The sequence below is a fragment of the Mesorhizobium opportunistum WSM2075 genome, from assembly GCF_000176035.2.
GTDB classification, from domain to species: domain Bacteria; phylum Pseudomonadota; class Alphaproteobacteria; order Rhizobiales; family Rhizobiaceae; genus Mesorhizobium; species Mesorhizobium opportunistum.
Genome location: NC_015675.1, coordinates 4756752 through 4778384 on the forward strand (window position 1 = coordinate 4756752; position 21633 = coordinate 4778384).

Genomic DNA, 21633 nt, shown 5'->3' on the forward strand with positions numbered 1-21633 from the left:
CCGCGCCCCTATTCGGCAGCATCGGGCAGCCGGATCGGGTTGTCGTCGAGCTTGGTGTTCTCCAGCTCGACATTGAGGCCGAGAGACCGCATTTCCTTGACGAGCACGTTGAAGCTCTCCGGGATGCCGGCCTCGAAGGTGTCGTCGCCGCGGACGATCGCCTCGTAGACCTTGGTACGGCCGGCGACGTCGTCCGACTTCACCGTCAGCATTTCCTGCAGCGTGTAGGCGGCGCCATAGGCTTCCAGCGCCCAGACCTCCATCTCGCCGAAGCGCTGGCCACCGAACTGCGCCTTGCCGCCCAGCGGTTGCTGGGTGACGAGCGAGTACGGACCGATCGAACGCGCGTGGATCTTGTCGTCCACCAGGTGGTGAAGCTTGAGCATGTAGATATAGCCCATCGTCACCTTGCGATCGAACGGCTCGCCGGTGCGTCCGTCATAGAGCTGCGACTGACCGCTGGTATGCAGGCCCGCCTGCTCCAGCATGATGTTGATGTCAGCCTCGTGCGCGCCGTCGAACACCGGGGTCGCGATCGAGACGCCGCGACGCATCTGCTCGCTGAGGCGAACAATGCTCTCGTCGTCATACTCGCGGACCGGCTCGTTGCGGTCGTTGGCCGGCATGAAGCTCTCGAGCGTCTTGCGCAGCGGCTTGATATCACCGGCCGCCTTATACGTGTCGATCAGCTCGCCGATCTTCCTGCCCATGCCCGCACAAGCCCAGCCCAGATGCGTTTCCAGGATCTGACCGACATTCATGCGGCTCGGCACACCCAGCGGGTTGAGCACGATATCGGCATGCGTGCCGTCCTCGAGGAAAGGCATGTCCTCGACCGGAACGATGCGCGACACGACACCCTTGTTGCCGTGACGGCCGGCCATCTTGTCGCCCGGCTGCATCTTGCGCTTCACGGCCACGAAGACCTTGACCATCTTCATGACGCCCGGAGGCATTTCATCGCCGCGCTGCACCTTCTCGACCTTGTCCATGAAGCGCTGCTCGAGCGCCTTCTTGGAGTCGTCGTACTGGCCACGCAGGGCTTCCAGTTCGCTCTGGAGCTTTTCGTTCTCCACGGCAAACTGCCACCACTGCGAACGCGGATACTCGTCGAGCGTGTCCTTGGACAGCGTCGAGCCCTTCTTGAAGCCCTTCGGTCCAGCAATCGCTTCCTTGCCGACGAGCACGTCGGAAAGACGCGCGTAGACGTTGCGGTCCAGGATGGCCTGTTCGTCGTCACGGTCCTTGGCGAGGCGTTCGATCTCCTCGCGTTCGATCGCCATGGCGCGCTCGTCCTTCTCCACACCGTGGCGATTGAACACGCGCACCTCGACGACGGTGCCGAAGGTGCCCGGAGGCATGCGCATCGAGGTGTCGCGCACGTCGGAGGCCTTTTCACCGAAGATGGCGCGCAGAAGCTTCTCTTCCGGCGTCATCGGGCTTTCGCCCTTCGGCGTGATCTTGCCGACCAGGATATCGCCAGGCTGCACTTCCGCGCCGATGTAGACGATGCCGGCTTCGTCGAGGTTCTTCAGCGCTTCTTCCGAAACGTTCGGAATGTCGCGCGTGATTTCCTCCGGACCGAGCTTGGTATCGCGCGCCATGACCTCGAACTCCTCGATGTGGATCGAAGTGAAGACGTCGTCGGCGACGATGCGCTCGGAGAGCAGGATCGAGTCCTCGTAGTTGTAGCCGTTCCACGGCATGAACGCGACCAGCACGTTGCGGCCGAGCGCCAGATCGCCGAGCTCGGTCGAGGGACCGTCGGCGATGATGTCGCCCTTGTTGACCCGGTCACCCATGCGCACCAGCGGACGCTGGTTGATACAGGTGTTCTGGTTCGAACGCTGGAACTTCATCAACCGGTAGATGTCGACGCCGGACTTGCCCGGATCGAGATCCTCGGTGGCGCGAATGACGATACGCGTCGCGTCCACCTGGTCGACGATGCCGCCGCGGCGGGCGCCGATGGCGGCGCCGGAGTCACGGGCGACGATCGGCTCCATGCCGGTGCCGACGAACGGCGCTTCGGCGCGCACCAGCGGCACGGCCTGACGCTGCATGTTCGAGCCCATCAGAGCGCGGTTGGCGTCGTCGTTTTCCAGGAACGGGATCAGGGCCGCGGCCACCGACACCATCTGCTTCGGCGACACGTCCATCAAGTCGACGTTTTCGCGCGGCGCCATCATCACTTCGCCGGCGCTGCGGCAAATGACGAACTCGTCGACGAAGCCGCCATTCTTGTCGAGCTCGGCGTTGGCCTGCGCGACGTGGTGCTTGGCTTCTTCCATCGCCGAGAGATAGACGACGTCATTGGTCAGCTTGCCGTCGACGATCTTGCGGTACGGGCTCTCGATGAAGCCGTACTTGTTGACACGTGCGAAAGTGGCCAGCGAGTTGATCAGACCGATATTCGGGCCTTCCGGCGTCTCGATCGGGCAGATGCGGCCGTAATGCGTCGGGTGCACGTCGCGCACCTCGAAGCCGGCGCGCTCGCGGGTCAGACCGCCCGGTCCAAGCGCCGACAGGCGACGCTTGTGGGTGATCTCCGACAGCGGGTTGGTCTGGTCCATGAACTGCGACAGCTGCGAGGAACCGAAGAACTCGCGCACGGCGGCGGCCGCCGGCTTGGCGTTGATCAGGTCCTGCGGCATCACCGTGTCGATCTCGATCGAGGACATACGCTCCTTGATCGCGCGCTCCATACGCAGCAGGCCGACGCGGTACTGGTTCTCCATCAGCTCGCCGACCGAGCGCACGCGGCGATTGCCGAGATTGTCGATGTCGTCGATCTCGCCCTTGCCGTCGCGCAGTTCGACAAGCGTCCTGACCACGGCCAGGATGTCGTCCTTGCGCAGGACGCGCACGGTGTCCTCGGCCTTGAGTTCGAGGCGCATGTTCATCTTGACGCGGCCGACGGCCGACAGATCATAGCGCTCGCTGTCGAAGAACAGCGAGTTGAACATGGCTTCGGCGGTCTCGAGCGTCGGCGGCTCGCCGGGGCGCATGACACGATAGATGTCGAACAGCGCGTCCTGGCGGCTTTCGTTCTTGTCGACGTTGAGCGTGTTGCGGATATAGGCGCCGACATTGACATGGTCGATGTCGAGGACCTTGATCTCGTTCTCGCCCGTGCCGAGAAGCACTTTGAGAGTCTTTTCATCGATCTCGTCACCGGCTTCGAGGAAGATCTCGCCGGTTGCGTAGTTGACGATGTCCTCGGCCAGGTAGTTGCCGAGCAGATCCTCGTCGGTCGCCTTGATCGCCTTGAGACCCTTTTCGCCAAGCGCTCTGGCCTGACGGGCGGTGATCTTCTTGCCGGCTTCGACAACGACCTCGCCCGTATCAGCGTCGACCAGGTCGCCGACGGCCTTGAGGCCGCGGAAACGCTCGACGTTGAACGGAATGCGCCAGTGGTCGCCGGCGCGCTTGTAGGTGATCTTGTTGTAGAAGGTCGACAGGATCTCTTCGCCGTCCATGCCGAGTGCCATCAGCAGCGACGTCACCGGAATCTTGCGGCGGCGGTCGATACGGGCGTGCACGACGTCCTTGGAATCGAACTCGATGTCGAGCCACGAGCCGCGATAGGGAATGACGCGCGCGGCAAACAGAAGCTTGCCCGACGAGTGCGACTTGCCCTTGTCATGGTCGAAGAAGACGCCCGGCGAACGGTGCATCTGCGAGACGATGACGCGCTCGGTGCCGTTGACGATGAAGGTGCCGTTCAAGGTCATGAGCGGCATGTCGCCCATGTAGACGTCCTGCTCCTTGATGTCCTTGATCGACTTGGCGCCGGTATCCTCGTCGATATCGAACACGATGAGGCGCAGCGTCACCTTCAGCGGCGCGGCATAGGTCAGGTCGCGCTGACGGCATTCGTCAACGTCGAATTTCGGTCCTTCGAACTCGTACTTCACGAACTCCAGCATCGAGGAGCCAGAAAAATCGGAGATCGGGAAGACCGACTTGAAAACGGCCTGCAGTCCCTCGTCCGGACGTCCGCCCTTGGGCTCGTCCACCATCAGGAACTGGTCATAGGATGCCTTTTGAACCTCGATCAGGTTCGGCATCTCCGCAACTTCCGGGATCTTTCCGAAGAACTTGCGTACGCGTCTGCGGCCATTGAAAGTCTGGGTCTGGGCCATCGTCGCTCCTTAGCTCTAAACTCGGGACGAGCCTCGCCGCGGCTCGCCTTGCATACCGAGCCGCCTGGGCGGCGGCCCTCTGTCTGTTCTCCGGCAGCCACAACCAATTGCTTGGCGGCGGCCGGCCGAAACGGGAGAAAACCCGTTTCCTGAAGGCCTGTTCGGGCCCTCAGGAAAGAGGTTCTCGTACATCTCGCGTTACGCGTCCTCCCCTCCAGGTGAGGGGAGTGGCGGACGGCGCGAGGCCGCCCGCCGCTTTTACGCTTACTTCAGGTCGACCTTGGCGCCGGCTGCTTCCAGCTGGGCCTTGAACTTGTCAGCGTCGGCCTTGGAAACGCCTTCCTTGACCGGCTTCGGAGCCGCTTCGACCAGATCCTTGGCTTCCTTGAGGCCAAGACCGGTGATGGCGCGGACTTCCTTGATGACGTTGATCTTCTGAGCGCCAGCGTCGGTGAGGACGACGTCGAATTCCGTCTTTTCCTCGACCGGAGCAGCGGCAGCAGCAGCGCCGCCAGCAGCGGCAACCGCCACCGGAGCAGCAGCCGAAACGCCCCACTTTTCTTCCAGAAGCTTCGACAGCTCGGCCGCCTCGAGGACGGTCAGCTTCGAAAGGTCGTCTACGATCTTTGCGAGATCAGCCATTGTTGTATTCCTTCATAAGGTTCGAACGTGTGTTTGTGATAGCGAGGAACGGCCTCATGCCGCCTCGTCCTTCCGGGCGTAAGCGCCGATGACGCGCGCGACCGAGGCCGCTGGCGCATTGACGATCTGGGCGATCCGGGTTGCCGGCGTGGCGATCATGCCAACCAGCCTGGCGCGCAGCTCATCGAGCGACGGAAGTGTGGCGAGTGCCTTCACACCGTCGGCATTGAGCGAGGTGGTGCCCATTGCGCCGCCGAGAATGACGAGCTTGTCATTTCCCTTGGCGAAATCGGACGCGACCTTCGGCGCCGCAATCGGATCCTCCGAATAAGCAATCAGCGTCTGTCCCTTGAACAGCTCGATGATCGATGCGGAGTCCGTGCCCTGAAGAGCGATTTTGGCGAGACGGTTCTTCGCGACTTTAACGGTGCCACCGGCGGCGCGCATTTTCGACCGAAGGTCGTTCATTTGCGCGACGGTGATACCGGCATAGTGGGCCACGACCACTGAACCTGCGCTTGCAAACGCATCGTTCAGGCCCGTGACGAGTTCGCGTTTTTCCGCTCTGTCCACTGCCTATCTCCAGTTGACCCCTGCCCCTAAAATAGGACAGGCGTCGGGTTGCCTTTGCCGGCCGGGCCATCCAGTAACGGATCTCCCGAACGACGCTCGAGGATCCTGCCCCCTTTCGCCACACCGGCGGCCAAGCCGACGATGCGCAGACAAAAGGCAAACACGGTTCGAACCTTTCATTGGAGCACTTGCTCCGTTGTCAGGTCTTCACCCGTCTCATGCAGGCCCACATGAATTAAGGCTTTTGGGCCGCCTGCAATCTCGGACAGGATGTCCGGAAGCCTTTCGGCTTCCGGCACCGGGCCGCCGACACGTCGGAGGCCCGGAATTCACTTGCGGATCAGTCTCTTGGAAGACGATCCAAATGGTCGTATCAGGACGCTGCGAGCGTCGAGACGTCGAGCTTGAGGCCCGGGCCCATCGTCGAGGTGACCGACACCTTCTTGACGTAATTGCCCTTGGCGCCAGCCGGCTTTGCCTTGGTCACCGCGTCGGCGAAGGCGCGGATGTTCTCTTCCAGCGCCTTGACGTCGAACGAGACCTTGCCGACGCCGGCATGAACGATGCCGGCCTTCTCGACGCGGAACTCGACCGCGCCGCCCTTCGATGCCTTGACGGCGGCGGCGACGTCGGTGGTGACGGTGCCGACCTTCGGGTTCGGCATCATGCCGCGCGGGCCGAGCACCTTGCCGAGACGGCCGACGAGCGGCATCATGTCCGGCGTGGCGATGCAGCGATCGAAATCGATCGTGCCCTTCTGGACGATGTCGACCAGATCCTCGGCTCCGACGATGTCGGCGCCGGCGGCCTTAGCTTCCTCGGCCTTGTCGCCACGGGCAAACACGGCGACGCGAACCGAGCGGCCGGTACCGTTCGGCAGGTTGACCACGCCGCGGACCATCTGGTCGGCATGGCGCGGGTCGACGCCGAGGTTCATGGCGACTTCGATGGTCTCGTCGAACTTGACCGTGGAACGGTCCTTGAGCAGCTTCAGCGCATCACCCAGGGCGTAAGCCTTGTTGGGATCGATGCCTTCGCGGGTCTTCGATACACGCTTTGCAATCTTTGCCATGATCTCAGCCCACCACTTCCAGACCCATCGAGCGGGCGGAGCCCTCGACCATGCGCATGGCCGCTTCGACGTCGTTTGCGTTCAGATCCTTCATCTTGGCAGTCGCGATTTCGCGAACCTTGTCGCGCGAAACGGTGCCAGCCTTGACCTTGCCCGGCTCCTTCGAGCCCGACTTCAGGTTCGCTGCCTTCTTCAGGAAATAGCTCACCGGCGGCGTCTTCATGACGAAGGTGAATGACTTATCCTGATAGTAGGTGATGACGACCGGAACCGGCGATCCCTTTTCCATTTCCTGGGTCTGCGCGTTGAACGCCTTGCAGAACTCCATGATGTTGATGCCGCGCTGACCAAGCGCCGGGCCGATCGGGGGCGACGGCGTAGCCGAACCCGCGGAGACCTGGAGCTTGAGCTGGCCTGCAATTTTCTTAGCCATCTCTTTTCCTGCCTTTGTCTATGCCGGCATCCACTATCTGGGAAACCCGGCGGTTGCAGTCTGGTGGTGCGGTTCGCGCGGCCGGCTAAAGCCGCATTCGCCTCCCACCGTTCTCGAGGCCGCGCGCTTGTGCGCCGCCTCCCCCGATCGCCGACCGGCGTCGCCGGTCCAACATCGGGGATTTCGGATCAGCCCTTTTCGACCTGTCCGAATTCCAGATCGACAGGCACGGCGCGCCCGAAGATCGAAACTTCCACCTTGAGCCGAGCCCGCTCCTCGTCCACTTCCTGGACGAAACCGTTGAACGACGCGAACGGACCATCCGAAACGCGGATCGCCTCGCCGATCTCGAAGGTGACCGACGGCTTCGGCCGTTCGACGCCTTCCTGGACCTGGTTCAGGATGCGCTGCGCCTCGGCCTCGGTGATCGGCACCGGCTTGGAGTCGCCGAGAAAGCCGGTGACCTTCGGCGTGTTCTTGACCAGCGAGAACACCGCATCGGTCAAATTGGCCTTCAGGAGCACATAGCCCGGAAAGAACTTGCGCTCGGCATCGACCTTGCGGCCACGGCGAACTTCGACGACCTTCTCGGTCGGCACCACGATCTGCTCGATATCGGCGGACAGGCCCTTCTGCTTGGCCTTGTTCTCGATGTCCTCGGCGACCTTCTTTTCAAAGTTCGAATAAGCGTGGACGATGTACCAGCGCGCAGTCATTTTTAGACTTCTCCGTAATCGCCGGACTTAACGTCCAATGCCCAGAATCTGTTCGACCGCAAAGCCCATGAGCTGATCGGCGGTGAAGAAAAAGACCATCGCAATCACAGCGAAGGCCAGAACCATCACCGTCGAGATCATGGTCTCGCGACGCGACGGCCAAGTCACCTTGGCTGTCTCCGAGCGGACCTGCTGGAGAAAGACGAAAGGATTTGTGGTTTTCGAAGCCATATGCCGCCTGTCTTCAAGACCCGTTGGCCGGGCCCCCTGGATGATCCCGCTGACCGGGACTTGCCGCCTGAGCCCAGAGTCGCGCCGAATCAGCGCAACCATTTCGCCCATGCAAATCAGACGCGTAAAGCCGGCTTCCCAGCTCCACGCGTCGCGTGTCTGTTCTGTCTACATAAAACCGATTCTTGATCCACGCAAGTGGCAAGTGTCCGCTTTATGACCAAACACCGCCTCGGAACCATCCAGTCGTTCCGTCCCGGCTATGGCTGCCTTATGCCCCAATCAGGCTAATATGGCAAGCGGGTCGCCGATTTTCAAAGGCCGACCCGCAAAATATCGATGCGCGCAGGGCATTCGTGTGACGGAAACTGGCCCTTTTCAGCCGAACTACGGCCGACGGCGGGAATGGAGGCGCGGCCGCGGTTGGCAAGGCGCCACCTTATGCTCACATGCGCACAAGCAGGATAAGCGAGAATTTCGCGGATGCCATTCAATGCGGAAGGGACAGCACCGATATGGCCCGATAAGATGGTGTTCTTCACATAAGCTGGCTTCGACGGATGGCGAGGTTATTGGCGATGGCTCCGCCGAACTTGCTCGACGACGGCTCGCTCAAGATCACATTGCCTATCCCAACGGCGGCGAAGCCATTCTGAAAGCCAAATGAGTATTTCATCAGCAGCCCTGCTAGGCCTTTCGAGGGTGTCCCAATGCTATATTTCGCCTACGGATCGAACATGGACCCGCTGCAGATCGCAAAGCGCTGCCCTGGCCACCAGGTCGTGGGCATCGGCATGTTGCCGAGCCATCGGCTCTGTTTTCCGCGGCTGTCAAAGAATCGCGGGTGCGGAGTATCGTCCATAGAGCCGGTTCACGACGGGGTGGTATGGGGCGTTGTCTACCGGTTGACGCCCGATGACGTGGTCCGTCTCGATCGGGAGGAGGGATACGAAGCCAGCCGACCCGCGGGCGAGAACCGCTATAACCGGATGACGATAGTGGTGACCATGGGTGGCGAGCCCACCGAAATGCAGACCTATGTCGCTGAGCGGCAGGAAAATCCCCCTCCCCCAAATGCCGAGTATTTAGCACTGATGCGCGATGGCGGCCGGCACCATGGGTTGCCCGCCCCCTATCTCGCCATGCTCGACGCGCTGGGTGAGTATGTCGGGATCGTATCCGGTTGATCTGCCAACCGTAAAAAGGCGCTCATGATATCGCCCAAATTGTCGTCACGGCGGCAATCAAGCGGCTGCCCGGCGCTCTTGACGCGCAGCTTCCCACACTTCGCGGGCGGCGTCGGCATTCAAGGCCGCAATCCCCAAACCCACCAGCAAATCTGGCCACGCCGATCGCCATACGAAAGCCGTCATCAGCCCGGCAGCAATAATGGCAATGTTGGCGAATGCGTCATTGCGTGCCGACAGGAATGCCGCCCGCGTCAGGCTGCCGCCGTGGTGCCGGTAGGCGGCGAGCATGTAGGCACAGGAGAGATTGACCGCGAGTGCACCCAGACCTGTCAGCGACAGGGCGAAGGCTTGAGGCGGCACCGGCGCGTTGAATTTTTCCCACGCCGTCCAGAGGGTCGCCACGCCCGGCACAAGCAGGATAAGCGCCAGCGCCATGCCGACCCGCGAGCGGGCGCGCATCGACCAGCCCAGCGCGAGCAGAATGAGAAGGTTGACCGAGGCATCTTCCAGAAAGTCGATGCTGTCGGCGAACAACGACACCGATCCGATGGCGAGCGCCACGGCGAACTCGATGCCAAAATAGCTCAGGTTCAGAAGTGCGACGAGCAGGACAATACGGCGGAGCGCGCTATGGGCTTCCATATCCAAACCTTCTCACGATTTAGCATGTCCGGCCACCAGCGGTTCGCCGATTTTCCAAGGCCAGCAGCAAATATCGTTCGGATGGCCATTTTGGAAAATGGCACGGGCAGCAGGGCTCGAACCTACGACCTGCGGTTTTGGAGACCGCCGCTCTACCAACTGAGCTATGCCCGTATCGTGTGCGCCTCGGCGCAGCAGCAGGGGCTTCCTAAAAGCTTCCGCGCTGTCTGTAAAGAGCGGTTTGCAGGCAAACGCGCCTTCATCCCCTTTGCCAGAAATCGGGATAGCTGACGACCAGCCCGTCATCGTCGATCTCGAGTTCCCGCTTGAAGTCGCTGGCGCGCGATTCATAGAGGTACCGCTTGCCCTCTTCGAGACATGAGTAGCGCTGCGGGTTCCTCACCACCGTGAGCGCGGGGAAATCGACGAAAGCGGTGGTGATCTCGGCACTTTGCCCGGTGGAAAGCCGCAAGCGCCGGATCGGCAGCGTGTTGGTGAACGGCGTCACGGTGAGGTCCGGGTCGAAGACACCGTCGAGCTCCGGCACGGGCATGCCGTCCCGGGCCCAGTGGCCATCGCCGTCAGAGGCAAGAACCAGCGTCCGTTCGCTACCGATCATGTCGACCGTGACGCTCCTGGCGCGCCAGTTCGCGTCGCAGCTTATGCGATAGCGGACGGCGAAAGGCGTTTGGCCGGAGCAAATGACGACGGAATCGGCCAACACCTCGCCGGCCCGCTCGCGCAGCACAAGATGTTCGAGGCCGGGGCCTTCCCACTCGCGCCAGCGCACGATCTTGAATGCCTCGGCAGTCATTGCTCCAGCAGCTCTCGGCAGGCTTTGCCGGTCATGATTTGGCATCAGGCGGCGTGTAGGGTCCGCCAGGCACACCCCAGCCCCAGGTCGGCATCGGTTCGGTTTCCGGGTCGCAGGTCTCGCCGAGATTGGAATTCATCTTGGCCAGCCGCGATCCCCACTCCACATAGCCCATGAAGGCTGAACGGAATTCGGGATCGTCGGGCAGGCCGACGGCATCGGCGGCGTCTGCCAGGAGGTTGATCCAGCGGCGGCGCTGTTCCTCAGTCAGATGCTTGCCCAGGTGATGCATGACCATTTCGCGGTGCCCGCCATGCTGTTCGCTATAGGTTTTCGGCCCGCCGAAAACCTCGCCGATGAAAGCGGCGACATGGGCGGGATGGTCGGGCGACATGGTCTTGAACACCGGCCCGACGATCGGATCCTGCGCCACCTTGTCATAGAAGGTCTGCGTCAGCCGGTTCAGCGCCTCGCTGCCGCCGGCCCATTCGTAGAGTGTCGGGACGTTCTTGCGCATCAGAGTTCACCTGTCCTGGCTGCCCGAGAACAATAGCGGAAAGCCCTCGCTCTGCTCAACCTGCCCCGATGGCCAGCCAGCCTGCGCGACTACAGTTTCGCCGGCGTCTCGGCTTCGGCATTGGCTGACGGCGTAACCCTGCAATTGTCCGGTTTCGCTGCCGCCCTGCATATGGTGGCACCTGTCAGTTCGTCGGCGGACTGACGCCCGGTCGCCAGCCCGAGCCTCAGCGCCGTGTCTCGATCGAGCTGCGTTTGGCCCGATGAGCGCTGCATGGCCTCGAACAGGCCAGGCCCGATCGCCATCTCCTCAAGATACGCCTTGACCTTCTCCTCCTGTCCGAGCGCCTGCACGCTGAGGCGCGCATCCGGCCCAATCAGGCGCCTGATGCCGCCGGCGACCACGATCGGACAGACCGAGGCGCATTCACCTTCCGTATCGATGGTCAGCCCGGTGTGGGCGCCATCCCTGGCCAGGCAGTCCAGGGAGGGACCGCAGTCGACGAAATCCGTGCGGGCGACGACGACATCGAGCTTATGCTCCCGGATCGTCCTGCCGACGGCGAGAGCGCCGTCGACATCGCCGCCTCGCGAGCTGATCACGATCGGCAGCCGCCGCCCACCGGCGGCATCGAGCGCCTGGCGCAGCCTTTCCGGCGTCTGTGCGGTGATCGACCCTTCGGCGGAGATCCATTCCGGGCAGTCGGGATTGCACAGCGGATTGCTGCCGCGCACAAGCACGAAGCGCATATCCGCTTCCTTCGGCGGCATGCCTTCAGCCGGCTGAGGCACGGCAGGCCTGGCCCCGGCGGTCGGGGCGCCGGCGGTGTCCTTGCCTGCCGGTACCTGCCGGCAGTTCGCCTGCGGCTGCTCCAGCCTGCAGACGGTCCCCCCGGTCATGACATCGACGCTGTCCAGGCTGGTGACGAGTTTCATGCGCAGCATGGCATCGAGGGCAATCTGCCGGATGTCGCTGGCCTGCGTCTGCTTCATCGTCTCGAGCACGTCCTGGTCGACGCCCATTTCCTTCAGATAGGCGGCAAGGCGTTTCTCGACCCCCTTGCTCATTTCGTAGGTCTTGTAGCTGCCGGCGTTCTTTCGGCTGACGATCCTGGTGCTGATGATCTTCTTCTTGCCGTTCACGATCCGGTAGGTGGTCCGGTAGACCAGCCTCGTCCGCTGGAAGGTGGTTGTGATCTGGTGGACACCGAGATAGGCGAAATCGCCGACCACGCGGCGGACACCGCCGGAAAACATCAGCGGACAGGCCGAATTGCACATGGCGCCGCTGTCATAGGCCATGCCGAAATAGCCGGCTGCCTTACCGTCCTTGTTCTTGCCGTCCTTGTCCGTGCAGTTCTTCATCCGCGGCTCGCAGCCGGTGAAGACGGTCGTGCCGACGGCGGCATCGAGCTTGTTCTTGCGGATCAGCCGGCCAAGCGTCAGCGCCGCGTCGACATTGCCGCCGGGGGAATTGACGACGACCGGCAGTTGCCGGCCGGCGAGCGTCTTGAGTGCGCGCTTGAACAAGGCCGGCGTGCCAGCCTCGATGGTGCCTTCCGCCGATATCCATTCCGGACAGTTGGGCTCGCAGCCCGGCGCACTGCTGCGCACGACGGCGAACCGCATCGGCGGGATATCCGGCTGCTCCTCCTCGGCCTGAGCCGCACAGACAGGCAGCGCCACGGCAAGCAACAGCACGAGGCGGGCCAGCGCCCGCAACCACCATGCCTGTCCATCGAAACGACGCCCTGGAACCACTCTTGGCCAAGCTCCCTCGGTGCAACCTATACTAGTTGCGGCGATGGCGCTTGCAACAGCTTTCAGCGGCCGGCAAATGCGCCTCTCACGCGGCCATGATGGAAACAAAAAGGGCGGCCCGAAGACCGCCCTTTTCTTATCTGACCGGCAGTAGCCGGATCGATTATTCCTTGATGGTGACGACGATGCCGGCACCGACGGTGCGGCCGCCTTCACGGATGGCGAAGCGCAGCTTCTCTTCCATGGCGATCGGCACGATCAGCTCGACATCGACCGTGATGTTGTCGCCGGGCATCACCATCTCGGTGCCTTCCGGCAGCGACACGATGCCGGTCACGTCCGTGGTGCGGAAGTAGAACTGCGGACGGTAGTTGGTGAAGAACGGCGTGTGACGGCCACCTTCGTCCTTGGTCAGGATGTAGGCTTCGGCCACGAACTTCTTGTGCGGCTTCACCGTGCCCGGCTTGGCCAGAACCTGGCCGCGCTCGACACCTTCACGGTCAACGCCGCGCAACAGCGCGCCGATGTTGTCGCCGGCCTGGCCCTGGTCGAGCAGCTTGCGGAACATCTCCACGCCCGTGCAGGTCGTCTTGGTCGTCGGACGGATGCCGATGATCTCCAGCTCCTCGCCGACCTTGACCACGCCGCGCTCGACGCGGCCGGTCACCACCGTGCCACGGCCCGAGATCGAGAACACGTCCTCGATCGGCATCAGGAACGGCTTGTCGAGCGGACGAACCGGGGTCGGGATGTAGGCGTCGACCTGAGCCATCAGCTCGCGGATCGCGTCCTCGCCGATGGTCTTGTTCGAATCCTCAAGCGCGGCCAAAGCCGAACCCTTGACGATCGGAATGTCGTCGCCGGGGAACTCGTTCTTCGACAAAAGCTCGCGAACCTCGAGCTCGACCAGTTCGAGCAGCTCGGCGTCGTCGACCTGGTCGACCTTGTTCAGGAACACCACGATCGACGGCACGCCGACCTGACGGGCCAAGAGGATGTGCTCGCGGGTCTGCGGCATCGGGCCGTCGGCGGCCGACACCACCAGGATCGCGCCGTCCATCTGCGCGGCACCGGTGATCATGTTCTTCACATAGTCGGCGTGGCCGGGGCAGTCGACGTGGGCGTAGTGGCGGTTGGCCGTCTCGTATTCGACGTGCGCCGTCGAGATCGTGATGCCGCGCGCCTTCTCTTCGGGCGCCGCATCGATCTGGTCGTAGCGCTTGTATTCGCCAAAATACTTCGTGATCGCCGCCGTCAGCGACGTCTTGCCATGATCGACGTGACCGATCGTGCCGATGTTCACATGAGGCTTAGTGCGCTCGAATTTACCTTTTGCCATAGTCTCTTTCCTTGGACGGCCTTGACCTTCAGTTCAGTCGAATGCGGGGCGATTAGCGACAAAGGCCAAAAAACACAAGCGTCTTTTGGCCGGGTGCCGTCTCACTCAGTCCGAACCTGGGATCCGATTGCGGGGATGTGGCGCTGATATAGGTAGGCCCTGGACGGAATGAAATGGGTGAAAGCCGGGTCGATCGGGCCGCCCCGGCGGCCTCATGCCCGCCAATCCGTGTCCGCTTCACGGCCCGTCGATGGCCCATTGCGGTCGTCATCGAGCTCTGATCTCCTGACCCGATGCATTTCCTTCCGACGACCGTTCGCGGCCCACTGTTCATGATCATCTCGACCGGGTCGTATCTCGTCAACGATACGATGATGAAACTCGCGACCGCCGGGCTGCCGTCCTACGAGGTGCTGTTCCTGCGCGGTGTCGCGGCGGCGCTCTGGGGGTTTCCGCTGCTGTTCGCGCTTGGCTACGGCAAACAGATCCCGCTGATCTTCGACAGACGCGTGCTGGGCAGGAACCTGCTCGAGATGGCGGCGATCCTCTGTTATGTCGTGGCGCTCGCCAACATGCAGATCGCGGATTCCACCGCGCTCGGACAGATAACGCCGCTCCTGATGCTGGTCGGCTCGTCGATCCTGTTTGGCGAGCGCATCGGCGGCCTGCGCATGGCGCTGATCGGGCTCGGCTTCATCGGCGCGCTGATGGTGGCGCAGCCGACGATGCAAGGCATTTCGGTCTACGCTCTGCTGGCGCTCGGCAATGCGGCGCTGGCGGCGGCGCGCGACCTTGCCGGCAGGCGGGTCTCGGCCGAGGTGCCGGGGATGATCGTGGCGATCTCCGCCGTCGTGGTGGTGCTGATCGGCGCCGGCGCCGCGCATCTGGTTTCCGAGCGCTGGGTGATGCCGGAGGCACGTCACCTGCTGCTGATGGCCGGCGCCGGGTTTTTCCTGATCTTCGGCCATTTCTTCATCTTCATGGCCTACCGCGTCGGGCCGACCAGCGCGGTGGCGCCGTTCTATTATTGCTTCACCGTCTGGGCCGTCATTTCGGGACTGCTGGTGTTCGGACAATTCCCCAATGTGCTGGCCGTCTGCGGCATCCTGCTGGTGGTGGGCAGCGGGCTGACCATCGTGTCACTGGACCAACGCAAGCGCCGGCTGGCCGTGGTCGCGTAGCCATTGCTCGCACTACGACGCCAGGACGCCGGTCACCGGCCCCGAAACAAGCTGGTGACCGGCAAGCAAAAAAGGCGCGTGCGTTCCGGCTAAAGCGTCCTGCGTCCGCTGAACTGATGGTAGGCCCACAGCACGACCACGGCGCCAACCACGGCGACGATCAGGCTGGAGATGTTGAGACCGGTGACACCCACGCCAAAGATCTGGCTGCAGATCACGCCGCCGACGATGGCGCCGACAATGCCGAGCACGATATCCATGATCAGGCCCTGGCCGGTCTTGTTGACGATCTTGCTGCCCAGGAAGCCGGCGATAGCGCCGAGAATGATCCAGCTGATGATACCCATTTTTTTCCTCTCCATCCCTCGCCAGCGCGACATTTTCATATGATTGTCAAAAGCTCAAGCCAGCTTGAAATTCCGCCCGAATGCGCCATTGTGGAAGCTGGGCTGGGCTTGGTTGAGATGGAGGATCCACTATGGGACTTTTTGACAACGCCGTTCCCGGCGGCAACATCACCAAACCGCTGATGATCGCACTCGGCGCGTTGCTGGTCGGAAAAATGCTGAGCGGCAGAAGTGCCGAACAGCCGGATCAACCCGAAGCTGCCGCTCCACCCGCCCCCGTACCGACCGAAGCCACCGCCAGTGACGGCGGCCTGCTCGGTGGCCTCGGCGGCCTGCTCGACAAGCTCAGGGATGCCGGTCACGGCAACACCGCCGACTCCTGGGTCGGCACCGGGCAGAACCAGTCGATCAACGCCAATGATCTCGGCAATGCGATTGGACCCCAAATTATCCGCGAGATCGCGCAACGGACCGGCATGAACGAGCAGGAACTGCTCAAGCAACTGTCCACGGCCCTGCCCGGCATCGTCGACAAGCTGACGCCGAACGGCCAAGTGCCGCAGCAGCACCAGGTGGCGTCCGCGTTCAACAGCTGACGCGGGCGGAGACGATCGGAGCGCTGCGCGCATCGCGCAGTGTTCCGGCTTGCAGGTGGTTGCGATGGAATTCTGGGCGATGGAAATCTGGAGCGGGTAGCGGGAATCGAACCCGCATATTCAGCTTGGAAGGCTGCTGCTCTACCACTGAGCTATACCCGCGCCTTGCACTGAAGTACCGGATTCATCCGAAAAGCGCCATGCGCTTTTCGCCTCCGATGCTCTTCGCGTTTCAGGGCTTCCGGGCCGGCAGTGGTGGAGAGGGTTGGATTCGAACCAACGTAGGCTAAGCCAACGGATTTACAGTCCGTCCCCTTTAACCACTCGGGCACCTCTCCAGTCTGCCGCCGGAGCCATGCAACGAGGCATTCTTGCCGATCCGGACCCGAGATAGATGTCTTCTCCGAAATCAGCGAAGCGCCTTATGGCGGCAAGGCCAGTGGGTGTCAACCGCGCAGCCGGGCTTTTTCGAACTTGTTCGCCGACTGCGGCGACGGGCCGTATCCCTGGCCGCCGCAGACGGCTATAGAAGCCGACCATGAGCAACAAGACCAACACTCCGAAAGACACCCATTACGCCAAGCTGCGCCGCGCCTTTCGCGACGAGAAGAGCGGCGGCGCGCCGGCATTCAAGCCACGTCAGCCTGTCCCCCCGGGCGAAAACGCAGGCGATGGCCTGGTGCGGCTCTATGGCCTGCACACGGTGCGGGCGGCGCTCGACAATCCACGGCGCCGGATCAAGAAAATGCTGGTGACGCGCAATGCGGCCGAGCGTCTTGAAATTGCCGATCTCGCCGCCCTGCCGTTCTCGGCCGAACTGGTCGAGCCCAGGGATATCGACAAGATCACCGGATCGGACGCCGTGCATCAGGGTGTGCTGATCGAGGCGGAGCCGCTGAAGCCCAAACGCCTCGACGCGCTGGGCGACACGAAACTGGTGCTGGTGCTCGACCAGGTCACCGATCCGCACAATGTCGGCGCCATCCTGCGCTCGGCGGTCGCCTTCGGCGCCGGCGCGCTGATCACCACGGCACGCCACAGCCCGCAGGAATCGGGCGTGCTGGCGAAATCCGCTTCCGGCGCGCTGGAGCATATCGACCAGATCGAGGTCAAAAACCTCGCCGACGCGCTCGGGCAGCTGCACGAGGCCGGCTTCCAGACCATCGGGCTCGATTCGGATGGGCCGGCGGAACTCGAAACCAGCTTTGCGGGAGACAGGGTCGCGCTGGTGCTCGGCGCCGAAGGCAAGGGCCTGCGCCAGAAGACGCGCGAGACGGTGACGACGCTGGCCCGGCTCGATATGCCCGGCGCAATCAGATCGCTCAACGTGTCGAACGCCGCGGCGGTGAGCCTCTACGCGGCACGGGCGTTCCTGAAGCGCGACTGAGCCGGAGGCGACAGTTCCGTCGCCGATCTGAACGAGAAACGGGTCCCGGCGATGGTCGCGGGAACCCGTTCTTCGACAGGAAAGGGAGCTGGCGGCCTGGGAACGTTATACCGCCCTCTCCCGACCTATGCCGCTTTGCCTTTGGCCTCGGCCGCCTCGCCGCCGACCTCGAAATCGGCCATCCGCTCAAGCGCCCTGACCAGCGCCGAGTGATCCTCCTTCGCGCCGCCATTGGCGGCGCAGGAATTGAACAGTTGCTGGGTGGTCGAGGTGTTGGGCAGCGACACGCCAAGCGCCTTGGCGCCTTCCAGCGCCAGGTTGAGGTCCTTCTGGTGCAATTCGATGCGGAACCCCGGCGCGAAGCTGCGCTTGACCATGCGCTCGCCATGCACTTCGAGGATGCGCGAGGCCGCCAGACCGCCCATCAGCGCCTGCCTGACCTTGGCCGGATCGGCGCCGGCTTTTGAAGCAAAAACAAGAGCTTCGGCGACGGCTTCAATGGTCAGCGCGACGACGATCTGGTTGGCGACCTTGGTGGTCTGGCCGACGCCGTTCGGCCCGACCAAAGTGACGTTCTTGCCCATCTTCTCGAACACCGGCCTGGCTCGTTCAAAAGCCTTTTCCTCGCCGCCGACCATGATGGTGAGCGACGCCGCCTTGGCGCCGACCTCACCGCCCGAGACTGGCGCGTCGAGATAGTCGCAACCGAGCGCATTGATCTTCTGGGCGAAGGTCTTGGTCTCGATCGGCGAGATCGAACTCATGTCGATGACCAGCTTGCCCTTCGAAAGGCCGGAGGCGACGCCGTTGTCGCCGAACAGCACTTCGGCCACCTGCGGCGTGTCGGGCACCATCAGGATGACGATGTCGGCAGCCTTGGCCACGGCTGCATGGCCGGTCACGGTCTTCAGGCCCTTGGCCACGAGATCCGCCGGCGGCTTGGAGCGGTGATCGCTGGCGATGACCTTGTAGCCAGAATCCAGCAGATGCCCCGCCATCGGCGCGCCCATGATGCCGAGACCGATGAAGCCTATGGTTTCCATTGTGGTTCTCCTTTGTGAAGGCAGCGTTCTGTCGCGCCCCCTCTGGCCTGCCGGCCATCTCCCCCACAGGTGGGGAGATTGGCTGTTTCGGCGCCTCGCTCATCTTGCAACGTTGGAGATTGGCGAAAGCCGAGATGACATTCGATCTCCCCCCCTTGTGGGGGAGATGGCCGGCAGGCCAGAGGGGGGCGCCAAGGAACAGGACTTCGACTGCGATAGTCGTTAAGCCGCCGCACTGCCCTGCCCGGTCAGGTCCCGGAACCAGGCCAGCCCGGCTTCCGTGCCGGCCTTCGGCTTGTATTCCGCCCCGATCCAGCCGGAATAGCCGATGCGGTCGATGTGGTCGTAGAGGAAGGGATAGTTGATCTCGCCCGTCCCCGGCTCGTGACGGCCGGGATTGTCCGCAAGCTGGATATGCGCGATGCGGCCGAGGTTTGCCTCGATTTTACGGGCGAGATCCCCCTCCATGATCTGCATGTGATAGATGTCATATTGCAGGAACAGGTTTTTCGAGCCGATACGGTCAATGAGGTCGAGCGCCTGATCCGAGTGGTTGAGGAAGAAGCCTGGGATGTCGCGGGTGTTGATCGGTTCGATCAGCAGCCTGATGCCCGCCTGCTCCAGCTTTTCCGCCGCGAAGGCGAGGTTTTCGGCGAAAACATCCTCGAGCACCTTGCGATCGGCGCCGACAGGCGCGATGCCGGCCAGGCAGTTGACCTGCGGACAATCGAGCGCCTGCGCATAGGTGATCGCCTTGGCGATGCCCTGGCGGAATTCCGGCACACGGTCCGGCAGCACGGCGATGCCGCGCTCGCCCTTGCCCCAGTCGCCCGCCGGAAGGTTGAAGAGCACCTGTGTCAGGCCGTTCTTCTTCAGCCTCGCGGCCACCACCTCGGGTGCATGATCGTACGGACCGATATATTCGACGCCCTTGAAGCCGGCGCGGGCGGCTGCATCGAAGCGGTCCAGGAAATCGTGCTCGCCAAAGAGCATCGAAAGATTGGCTGAAAAACGCGGCATTCTTTTTCTCCTAATCCAGCATCACGATCGCGGTCGGCGCATCTTCCTGATGCTCGGCAAGGTCCTCGAATTCGGTGATCTTGTCGATCTCGGTGCCCATGGAGATGTTGGTGACGCGTTCGAGAATGAATTCGAGCACGACCGGCACCTGGTGTTCCTTCATCAGCCGCTGCGCCTGCCTGAAGGCGCCGGCGAATTCTTCCGGCTTGCGCACCCTGACCGCCTTGCAGCCCATCGCCTCGGCAACCGCGACATGATCCACACCATAGCCGGCCTCGGGATCGTCCGCCCGGTTGATGTTCTCGAAGGCCAGGCTCACCTCGTAGTCCATCGAGAAACCGCGCTGCGCCTGGCGGATCAGGCCGAGATAGGCGTTGTTCACGACAACGTGGATATAGGGCAGCCTGTGCTGCGCGCCGACCGCCAGTTCCTCGATCATGAACTGGAAATCATAGTCGCCCGACAGCGCCACGATGGTGCGGTCCGGATCGGCTGCGCGAACGCCAAGAGCTGCCGGCAAGGTCCAGCCAAGCGGGCCGGCCTGGCCGCAATTGATCCAGTTGCGCGGCTTGTAGACATGCAGGAACTGCGCGCCGGCGATCTGCGACAGGCCGATCGTGGTGACGTAGGTGACGTCGCGGCCGAACGCCTTGTTCATCTCCTCGTAGACACGCTGCGGCTTCAGCGGCACCTGGTCGAAATGCGTCTTGCGCTTCATCGTCTTCTTGCGGGCCTGGCATTCCTTCGCCCAGGACGACCAGTCGCGCAGCTTTCCGGCGGTCTTCCACTCGGTGGCGACATCGAGCAGCATCTTCAGCGCGGCACCCGCATCCGAGACGACGCCGAGATCAGGCGCGAAGACACGGCCGATCTGCGTGGGCTCGATGTCGACATGGATGAATTTCTTCCCCTTGGTGTAGACGTCGACCGAACCGGTGTGGCGGTTGGCCCAGCGGTTGCCGATGCCGAAGACGAAATCGGCTTCCAGCATCGTCGCATTGCCGTAGCGGTGCGAGGTCTGCAGCCCGCACATGCCTGCCATCAGCCGGTGGTCGTCGGGAATCGCGCCCCAGCCCATCAGCGTCGGGATGACCGGCACGCCCGATATTTCGGCAAACTCGATCAGCAGATCGGACGCATCGGCATTGATGATGCCGCCGCCGGCGACGATCAGCGGCTTTTCGGCCGCGTTGAGCATCGCCAGCGCCTTTTCGGCTTGCGCCCGCGTCATCGCCGGCTTGAACGGCGTCATCGGCTCATAGGCGTCGATATCGAACTCGATCTCGGCCAGCTGGACATCGACCGGCAGGTCGATCAGCACCGGACCTGGCCGCGACGAGCGCATCAGGTGAAACGCCTTCTGCAGCGCCATGGGGACGAGATAGGGTTCCATGACCGTGACCGCCCACTTGGCGACAGGCGCCGCGATGGCGGCGATATCGACAGCCTGGAAATCTTCCTTGTTCAGCCGTGCGCGCGGCGCCTGGCCCGTGATGCACAGGATCGGAATGGAATCGGCGGCGGCCGAATAGAGACCGGTGATCATGTCGGTGCCCGCCGGACCCGACGTGCCGATGCAAAGCCCGATATTGCCGGATTTGGCGCGCGTATAGCCTTCGGCCATATGCGAAGCGCCCTCGACGTGGCGGGCCAGCACGTGGCGGATGGTGCCCCTCGCCTTCAGTGCCGAATAGAGCGGGTTGATCGCCGCGCCCGGCACGCCGAAGGCGCAGGCGATGCCTTCCTTTTCGAGAACGAGAACCGCGGCATCGACAGCGCGCATCCTGGCCATTTTCCGACCCTCCTCAGGGTTGTCATTGTTGGATGGCCGAGAATGTCAGCAAGATGGCTATTTTTCAATTTTTTCAGAATATTTTTTCATTTCTAGAAAACGACAGCTATCTGCTGATTTTATTGGATTTTCCGTTTTCCAAGAATCCCACCACTTGCGCGAGTGAAAAACTTTTTCATTGCTTGTTTGGCGA

General features: G+C 62.7%; 20 protein-coding genes and 3 tRNA genes. 4 read left to right on the plus strand and 19 right to left on the minus strand.

Going from position 1 to position 21633, the window contains the following annotated elements; genetic code table 11:
* Positions 1-8: 8 nt before the first annotated feature.
* The 7 genes from rpoB to secE all read right to left on the minus strand — a co-directional run bounded on the left by rpoB (position 9) and on the right by secE (position 7812).
* Complete coding sequence (gene rpoB, locus MESOP_RS22905) at positions 9-4145, minus strand: DNA-directed RNA polymerase subunit beta (RefSeq protein ID WP_013895707.1); 4137 nt, start codon at positions 4143-4145, stop codon at positions 9-11.
* A 264-nt stretch (positions 4146-4409) separates the two neighbouring features.
* Positions 4410-4787 carry a 50S ribosomal protein L7/L12 gene (gene rplL / locus MESOP_RS22910; protein ID WP_006202136.1) on the minus strand — a complete coding sequence of 126 codons (378 nt, stop codon included), beginning with the start codon at positions 4785-4787 and terminating at the stop codon, positions 4410-4412.
* Between the two features lie 54 nt (positions 4788-4841).
* Positions 4842-5360 carry a 50S ribosomal protein L10 gene (rplJ, locus tag MESOP_RS22915; protein WP_013895708.1) on the minus strand — a complete coding sequence of 173 codons (519 nt, stop codon included), beginning with the start codon at positions 5358-5360 and terminating at the stop codon, positions 4842-4844.
* 373 nt (positions 5361-5733) lie between these two features.
* Positions 5734-6432 (minus strand): 50S ribosomal protein L1, encoded by a 699-nt coding sequence (gene rplA, locus MESOP_RS22920; RefSeq protein ID WP_013895709.1) that lies wholly within the window; start codon positions 6430-6432, stop codon positions 5734-5736.
* 4 nt (positions 6433-6436) lie between these two features.
* Positions 6437-6865, minus strand: a complete 429-nt coding sequence (gene rplK / locus MESOP_RS22925) for a 50S ribosomal protein L11 (RefSeq protein ID WP_010909262.1) — start codon at positions 6863-6865, stop codon at positions 6437-6439.
* A 188-nt stretch (positions 6866-7053) separates the two neighbouring features.
* Positions 7054-7581: a transcription termination/antitermination protein NusG gene (gene nusG, locus MESOP_RS22930; RefSeq protein ID WP_013895710.1), complete on the minus strand. Its 528-nt coding sequence runs from the start codon at positions 7579-7581 to the stop codon at positions 7054-7056.
* A 27-nt stretch (positions 7582-7608) separates the two neighbouring features.
* The gene (gene secE / locus MESOP_RS22935; RefSeq protein ID WP_013895711.1) at positions 7609-7812 is read right to left on the minus strand and encodes a preprotein translocase subunit SecE; all 204 of its coding nucleotides are present in this window, start codon (positions 7810-7812) and stop codon (positions 7609-7611) included.
* A 710-nt stretch (positions 7813-8522) separates the two neighbouring features.
* Between secE and MESOP_RS22940 the strand changes: the two genes are divergently transcribed.
* The gene (locus tag MESOP_RS22940) at positions 8523-8999 is read left to right on the plus strand and encodes a gamma-glutamylcyclotransferase family protein (protein ID WP_013895713.1); all 477 of its coding nucleotides are present in this window, start codon (positions 8523-8525) and stop codon (positions 8997-8999) included.
* 57 nt (positions 9000-9056) lie between these two features.
* Here the strand turns inward: MESOP_RS22940 and MESOP_RS22945 are convergent, their stop codons facing one another.
* The 6 genes from MESOP_RS22945 to tuf all read right to left on the minus strand — a co-directional run bounded on the left by MESOP_RS22945 (position 9057) and on the right by tuf (position 14074).
* A complete protein-coding gene (locus MESOP_RS22945) occupies positions 9057-9644 on the minus strand; it encodes a cation efflux transmembrane domain-containing protein (protein WP_013895714.1) in 588 nt (195 codons plus the stop codon).
* A 98-nt stretch (positions 9645-9742) separates the two neighbouring features.
* Positions 9743-9818 (minus strand) — tRNA-Trp (locus MESOP_RS22950).
* 85 nt (positions 9819-9903) lie between these two features.
* Positions 9904-10458, minus strand: coding sequence for a putative glycolipid-binding domain-containing protein (locus MESOP_RS22955; protein WP_013895715.1), 555 nt, complete (start codon positions 10456-10458; stop codon positions 9904-9906).
* A gap of 31 nt (positions 10459-10489) precedes the next feature.
* Entirely contained in the window at positions 10490-10975 is a 486-nt protein-coding gene (locus tag MESOP_RS22960) for a group II truncated hemoglobin (RefSeq protein WP_013895716.1), read from the minus strand.
* Between the two features lie 89 nt (positions 10976-11064).
* Positions 11065-12735, minus strand: a complete 1671-nt coding sequence (locus MESOP_RS22965; protein WP_041164246.1) for a COG3904 family protein — start codon at positions 12733-12735, stop codon at positions 11065-11067.
* A gap of 163 nt (positions 12736-12898) precedes the next feature.
* Positions 12899-14074: an elongation factor Tu gene (tuf, locus tag MESOP_RS22970; protein ID WP_013895701.1), complete on the minus strand. Its 1176-nt coding sequence runs from the start codon at positions 14072-14074 to the stop codon at positions 12899-12901.
* A gap of 293 nt (positions 14075-14367) precedes the next feature.
* On the opposite strand from tuf, the gene MESOP_RS22975 reads away from it, so the two are divergent.
* Positions 14368-15255, plus strand: coding sequence for a DMT family transporter (locus tag MESOP_RS22975; protein ID WP_013895718.1), 888 nt, complete (start codon positions 14368-14370; stop codon positions 15253-15255).
* A gap of 89 nt (positions 15256-15344) precedes the next feature.
* On the opposite strand, the gene MESOP_RS22980 is transcribed toward MESOP_RS22975, so the two are convergent.
* Positions 15345-15602: a GlsB/YeaQ/YmgE family stress response membrane protein gene (locus MESOP_RS22980; RefSeq protein WP_013895719.1), complete on the minus strand. Its 258-nt coding sequence runs from the start codon at positions 15600-15602 to the stop codon at positions 15345-15347.
* Between the two features lie 131 nt (positions 15603-15733).
* Here MESOP_RS22980 and MESOP_RS22985 point away from each other — a divergent pair, with 131 nt between their 5' ends.
* A complete protein-coding gene (locus MESOP_RS22985; protein WP_013895720.1) occupies positions 15734-16198 on the plus strand; it encodes a YidB family protein in 465 nt (154 codons plus the stop codon).
* Positions 16199-16286: 88 nt separating this feature from the next.
* On the opposite strand, the gene MESOP_RS22990 is transcribed toward MESOP_RS22985, so the two are convergent.
* Both MESOP_RS22990 and MESOP_RS22995 read right to left on the minus strand, forming a co-directional pair.
* Positions 16287-16360, minus strand: a tRNA-Gly gene (locus tag MESOP_RS22990).
* A gap of 91 nt (positions 16361-16451) precedes the next feature.
* Positions 16452-16536 (minus strand) — tRNA-Tyr (locus tag MESOP_RS22995).
* A 200-nt stretch (positions 16537-16736) separates the two neighbouring features.
* On the opposite strand from MESOP_RS22995, the gene MESOP_RS23000 reads away from it, so the two are divergent.
* Positions 16737-17585, plus strand: coding sequence for a TrmH family RNA methyltransferase (locus MESOP_RS23000; RefSeq protein WP_013895721.1), 849 nt, complete (start codon positions 16737-16739; stop codon positions 17583-17585).
* A gap of 125 nt (positions 17586-17710) precedes the next feature.
* Here the strand turns inward: MESOP_RS23000 and MESOP_RS23005 are convergent, their stop codons facing one another.
* From MESOP_RS23005 to gcl, 3 genes are all read right to left on the minus strand, one after another.
* Positions 17711-18628, minus strand: coding sequence for a 2-hydroxy-3-oxopropionate reductase (locus tag MESOP_RS23005; protein ID WP_013895722.1), 918 nt, complete (start codon positions 18626-18628; stop codon positions 17711-17713).
* A 222-nt stretch (positions 18629-18850) separates the two neighbouring features.
* Positions 18851-19648, minus strand: a complete 798-nt coding sequence (gene otnI / locus MESOP_RS23010) for a 2-oxo-tetronate isomerase (RefSeq protein ID WP_013895723.1) — start codon at positions 19646-19648, stop codon at positions 18851-18853.
* A 10-nt stretch (positions 19649-19658) separates the two neighbouring features.
* Positions 19659-21440, minus strand: a complete 1782-nt coding sequence (gcl, locus tag MESOP_RS23015; protein WP_013895724.1) for a glyoxylate carboligase — start codon at positions 21438-21440, stop codon at positions 19659-19661.
* Between the last annotated feature and the right edge of the window lie 193 nt (positions 21441-21633).